We start from the raw sequence: 5579 nt of genomic DNA on the forward strand, positions 1-5579 counted from the left end.
GTTCAACAAGATACTTGAAACTTCAATACGAGAAATCTACGAGGCTTCCATTACCTAATGATATATGCTCCTCACTGATGAGAAATGGATATTGTGAGGAGATACTCTTTTTGGCTAGTAGCTTATAGAAATAAACAACGGTGGCACTGCCACCGTTGAATTATCTATGCATGCGCCCTAGAAAGCTCTCACCGGTCGAACCTTCAAGGAATCCATTTTTGAGCTCACGTACTGGGATCCATCATCGAAATTAAGATAATAAGCATAGCTGTTGCTCCCATCTTTCCATTCTGTGGATGACCAATACAAATCTCTGGCAAACCCTCCCAAACCTTCCTTATGTACCTTGTTGTAGATTTCTACCAATTCTGCTTGAGAAGGCAGGAACCAATCATTGAATCCACTATAGGAAAGACTCTCGCAAGCTTGTGCTGCGTAATCATTCCAAGAAGTAATGTTCGCATAAGCACTAACAATTTTCCCGGTATAGTCTTCATCCCTACCGATCTCATCATCAACATCAAATACACCTGCAGTCATCTCATTGTTTGGAGCCCACATTTTAGTCATTTCGGCTCCTTGGGGAGAAAGCTCAAGATATCGCCATCCATTGCTGAATTCACCCTTGTCATAGAAAATGATTCCTCCACTTGGGCCATTCATGCCAACCGAATAGGAAGATGCAGTGTTCTGTGCTGGTGCGGTTGTGGTAGCTGGTAAACTTTGTTCTCCAGATGATATTCTCGTACCTATCCAGAGATAGTCGGTATACGTATCAACAACCATCTTTCCCTCAAATGCATCACCATTGGGGGTAAAGACAAGATTGAACGTGCCTTCAATTCCCATGGAGGAAAAGGTTCCTGAGAACGTATTATTGGAGAAGGTGCCTTGCACCTCTCCCATCGGATATTCTCCTGTTACCGATGATCCTCTCTGGGTAAGTGTCATTTTCCCGAAATTGGTATCGTACACTCCTGCTATGGTACCTGACTGTACAGGTGTCTCCGTTTTGAATTGGTTGTTGAATGCAATAACATCGTCCTTGTTGCTGACCCAATGCCGCTCCAATACCAGTTCATCACCATCGAGTGTAAGGAGTAGGTTAGTCCCATTAGAATCATACGTACCCTCAAAGGTGACATAATCCCCTTGGGGGTCTTCTACAAATAGGGTGATGTTCTTGCCATTTGTGGTCCAGGATCCCTTCAGCAACGGTGCTTTCCTTGTCATAGGAGTCGAGAATTTCGACAATCTTGCTGAGAATGAACTCAGGAATCTTTTTTATCCGCTCAACAAGTGTCTCTGCTGTCATCTGTGGCATATTGGCTGCCTCCTGATGATAGTGTATTGCATCAAGTGTGACACAGAGTGTCGTAGTCACTGATTCTTAAAAACAGCCTACATCTTTTGGGAATTCAAGGAAAAGTATGGTATAACAATAGTATACACACATGGGTTATGAGTATTCATCAGGTGCAAGGGAGCTTACCATCGATACCTTATTTTTTGCTGTTGTCAACAAAGGAAAGGCAAATATTCTGCTGCAAAAGGCCCAGGAGCTTGGAGCAATCGGGGGAACCATTCTGCTCGCAGAAGGAACCACACGCTCAAGATTCTTCAATACAGTCAGACCTTCCCAAGCTCACAAGGAAATTGTGATCATCAGCGCAGGGTATGAGCTGTGTGTCGGCTTGCATGAGATGGTCTTCCAAACATTCAAATTTTATAAGCGACGAAAGGGGATTGCATTCTCCATCCCATTCAAGAATTGGGATACCGTGGAAAAGAAGCCTGATCCCAGCCAAAAACCTATGGATGACTATTTTGCCCTTCTTACTATTGTGGAGCGGGGCAGGGGAGTAGAATGCGTGTACGCAGCACGAAAAGCAGGTGCGAGAGGTGGCACCATTGTGCATGGACATAGGGCGGGTATACCAAAGGACTTCTTTTTTTCTCTGAACATAGAACCACAGAAGGATATTGTGATCATCCTATCCAAAAAAGATACGCTGCAGGCGATCAAAGAGAGTATTACCGAATCACTGAGCCTGGCGAACCCAGGTAATGGAATTCTCTTCATCCTTCCGGTTCTCAGGACCAGTGGTTTATTTGAGAACAGAGTTGCAGAGCAGAGGGGAGTCAGGTCATGAATCTTCTCTATGGTAAAGTCAAGGAAGTCCTGCAATCACTGGTCCCTCTCGTGCTGGTTGTGGTGGCATTATGTTTTACCATCATAGAAGTGGAAACGGATATGTTTATTCGCTTCTTGGTTGGAAGTACGATGCTCTTGGTGGGGCTTGCTCTTTTCTTATGGGGAATCGACCTATCCATGCACCCCATCGGCGTGTACATGTCCAATGAGGTTGCTACTTCCAAAACCTTCCTAGGGGTGGTGATTTTAAGTTTTTTGTTGGGATTTCTCATTACGGTTGCCGAGCCTGATCTTTTGATCCTGGGTTCACAAATTGAGGAAGCGTCGGGCCATACCCTCTCAAGCAGGCTCATTGTATATATGGTGTCAGGCGGGGTGGGCCTGCTGATTTCACTGGGCATTCTCCGCCTGCTCAGGGATAAGCCATCGATCAATATCTTCCTGCTGATGACCTACTTGGTCATTCTTGTACTGGGCTTTCTAGTTTCTGAGGAGTTTCTTGCAATATCGTTCGATGCTTCAGGAGCAACCACTGGAGCTTTGACGACTCCTTTCGTACTGGCTTTAACACTTGGGCTATCCCAGGCGAAAGGCGGCAGGCATGCCGAGGAAAACTCATTTGGCTTGGTTGGCATCATGAGTGCCGGACCCATCCTCGCAGTCATGTGCATCTCTTTCATCACCGGGCAGCATACCATTCAAGGTGAGGCCAGTGTGTTTATTCCTTCCGTCGGGGTAATCGCTCCGATTCTGGAAAGTATTCCTGCAACATTAAGGGAGTCCCTGATCGCGCTCCTGCCGATCACGCTCTTGTTTTTTGTGTACAACGGATTCAAATTTAAACTGAAGCGAAAGGAAATCCTTGGGATTATCAAAGGCCTATTGCTTGTACTTATCGGTCTAGTGTTGTTTCTATCCGGTGTACACGCAGGCTTCATGGATATGGGCAGGGTGATTGGTATGCAGATCGCCTCGATGGATACGAGACTCCTTATAGCAGTAGGATTCCTCTTCGGCCTGATCGTCGTCCTCATGGAGCCGGCAGTGCATGTCCTGGGCGTACAGATCGAGGAAGTCACTGGAGGTACCATACCTCTCGGACTCATCCGTCTGACACTCTCTTTGGGTGCAGCCATCGCTATTTCACTCTCCATGGTTCGCATCACTGTTCCTGAAGTGAAGTTATGGTATTTCCTACTCCCGGGTTTTGCTTTCGCTTTGTTCTTGTCGTTTTGGTGCAATCCCGTGTTTGTCGGCATCGCATTTGATGCAGGAGGGGTTGCTTCCGGTCCGATGATGGCAACCTTCGTTCTGGCCTTTGCACAAGGAGCCGCCTCGGCCATCCCGACAGCAAACGTGTTGGTGGATGGATTCGGCGTCATTGCCTTGGTTGCCATGGCTCCAGTTTTTTCCATTATGCTTTTAGGCACACTATTCAGACAGAAGAAACCCATACATATCACCGAAGAGATACCCATGCTGAGCAAGGCAATCGGCCAAGAGAAGCGAGTCGCCGACCATACGTGCATGCTCGTACTTGTGAATCGCGGATTTGCCGATGATGTAGTCAGCCTTGCCCGTAAAAGCGGGGCAACCGGTGCCACTATACTTGTTGGCAGAGGTTCAATAGAAAATAGTGCTTCAAAAATCCCATTTTTCAACTTGGAATTGCAGCCCGAGAGGGAGATGGTATTGCTCATCACGCCACAAAACATCAGCAATCGTGTTGCTGAGCAATTGATTGCCGAGCGGCAGAGTGTTTTCGACGGTTTCTTATCGGTCTATGGTTCTCCAACCGAAGCTTTCATCAAGACCTACGCTGTACGAGATGAAGAAAAGCCCTCCAATTCAGAGGGCTGAGTGGCTGAACTATTTTTCCTTATTCCTCATTCAGACAAGCCAGCACCGCGTCGCGCAGGAAGGCCGCCTTTCCGAGATAATAAGTATTGAACCGTTCATCGTCCACGTACATGCGAACCAGATTTGCATGCGCCTCCTTGTTGTAGGAGGGCCAGGTGTAGGCAAGCCATTGCTTGTGCATCATGGCCACCTCCCGGGCAAGGGGCGAGTAAACGTCTCCCGTTTTTTCCGCCTCGACAAGCTTTTCCAACAACCGGACGCCCAATTCGTTCATCTCATTGTAGGTCTTCTCATCCATACCCATCATCTGTGCATTCGACTTGGCCACCGTCTCCTCTCCATACCGTGCTCGAATCTCTTTTCCGAACTTCTTCTCATTCTCCTCAATCAAATTTCTCTTTAATCCCTCAAACCGTTCTTTGTCTGTCATGGTTGTTTCTCCTCTCTGTTCTGCGATGGTTGTTTCCAAGGTGCGAAGCAGACTCTCCAAACGGCTGCGCCTTGCCAGATACCGCTTCCTCTGGTCCTCCAAGGCCTGCAAGGTGGAATACCCGGGATCTTCCATGATTGCCTTGATGGTTGCCAGGTCGAAGTCCAGCTCCCGATAGAAGAGAACCGTCTGCAGTCGTTTCAAATCTTCTTTCGAATAGAGCCGATAGAGCTGCCCCCTGTCCCGTTTGGGACATACAAGGCCCAGCTCGTCGTAATAGCACAACGTACGCTCGGAAATCGAGGCAAGCTGTGCGACTTCTCCAATGGTGTAGTCCATGTTTGCACCTCCTGATATGGCTATACACCCTCACGTAACGTGAGGGTCAAGAGGCAGCCAATTTTTTTACTGCTCGGAATATCGCTGGTCGTACAGCAGCTTGTCAAATACCCGGTATCCGTGCTTCCCGCCGCGTTTGGCCTGATACATGGCCCAGTCGGCATACTCGATCAGCTCGAACAGGTTGGTTGTATCACGGTTATAGACGGCAAACCCGACGCTGCAGCTGATTGTAAGCTCCCCTATGGACGTGGAGAGTGGACGCTCGGTGACATATACTTCAAACTTCCGGTAAAGTGATGAGAAGATTTCATCATCGACGGATGCAAGTTCGTGCATATAGAGACCGAACTCGTCGCCTGCGATGCGCATGGCAATAGTGGATTTCTCGAATGGAAGGGATGCAAGACGTTTTGAAAAGGCAACCAAGTACTCATCCCCTACAGCGTGCCCATAGGTATCGTTGACTTGCTTGAAGGCGTCGATGTCGATGAAGGCGAACAGACCGAGGGCTTGGGGATTGGCGTTGATCACACGCTGCATCTCGGAGCGGTACTGGTAGCGGCTGACCAATCCGGTCAGCGGGTCCTTGACCAGGCGGTTGTTCAGATCGAGATTCAACGCTTCAAGCTTCTTATTCGCCCGCTGAAGCTCCCGCTGGGTGTTGACCAGCTGGTTGTTCAGCTTCTGGATCTGCTCGAAATGACTGTAGACCACCTGCGAGTTGTGCAGTGAAAAACGGGAGTGCATCGCCGCAACCTGCTCGATCATTTTGAAGAGCAGGTGTTTCTGACG

General features: G+C 48.3%; 5 protein-coding genes. 2 read left to right on the plus strand and 3 right to left on the minus strand.

What is annotated here, in order from left to right; all coding sequences use genetic code 11:
• Window positions 1-177 precede the first annotated feature (177 nt).
• Window positions 178-1233: a DUF1566 domain-containing protein gene (locus tag JF818_RS08025; protein WP_198891501.1), complete on the minus strand. Its 1056-nt coding sequence runs from the start codon at window positions 1231-1233 to the stop codon at window positions 178-180.
• Between the two features lie 221 nt (window positions 1234-1454).
• On the opposite strand from JF818_RS08025, the gene JF818_RS08030 reads away from it, so the two are divergent.
• A complete protein-coding gene (locus tag JF818_RS08030; RefSeq protein ID WP_198891502.1) occupies window positions 1455-2153 on the plus strand; it encodes a hypothetical protein in 699 nt (232 codons plus the stop codon).
• A complete protein-coding gene (locus JF818_RS08035) occupies window positions 2150-4015 on the plus strand; it encodes a DUF1538 domain-containing protein (RefSeq protein ID WP_198891503.1) in 1866 nt (621 codons plus the stop codon). The genes JF818_RS08030 and JF818_RS08035 overlap by 4 nt, the downstream gene beginning before the upstream one ends.
• A 19-nt stretch (window positions 4016-4034) precedes the next feature.
• On the opposite strand, the gene JF818_RS08040 is transcribed toward JF818_RS08035, so the two are convergent.
• Together JF818_RS08040 and JF818_RS08045 are read right to left on the minus strand one after the other, a co-directional pair.
• Window positions 4035-4784, minus strand: coding sequence for a MerR family transcriptional regulator (locus JF818_RS08040; RefSeq protein ID WP_198891504.1), 750 nt, complete (start codon window positions 4782-4784; stop codon window positions 4035-4037).
• 66 nt (window positions 4785-4850) lie between these two features.
• The coding region (locus JF818_RS08045) for a GGDEF domain-containing protein (protein WP_198891505.1) at window positions 4851-5579 on the minus strand (729 nt) is incomplete at its 5' end.

This window comes from Sphaerochaeta sp. S2 (assembly GCF_016406725.1).
In the GTDB taxonomy this organism is placed as follows: Bacteria; Spirochaetota; Spirochaetia; order Sphaerochaetales; family Sphaerochaetaceae; genus Sphaerochaeta.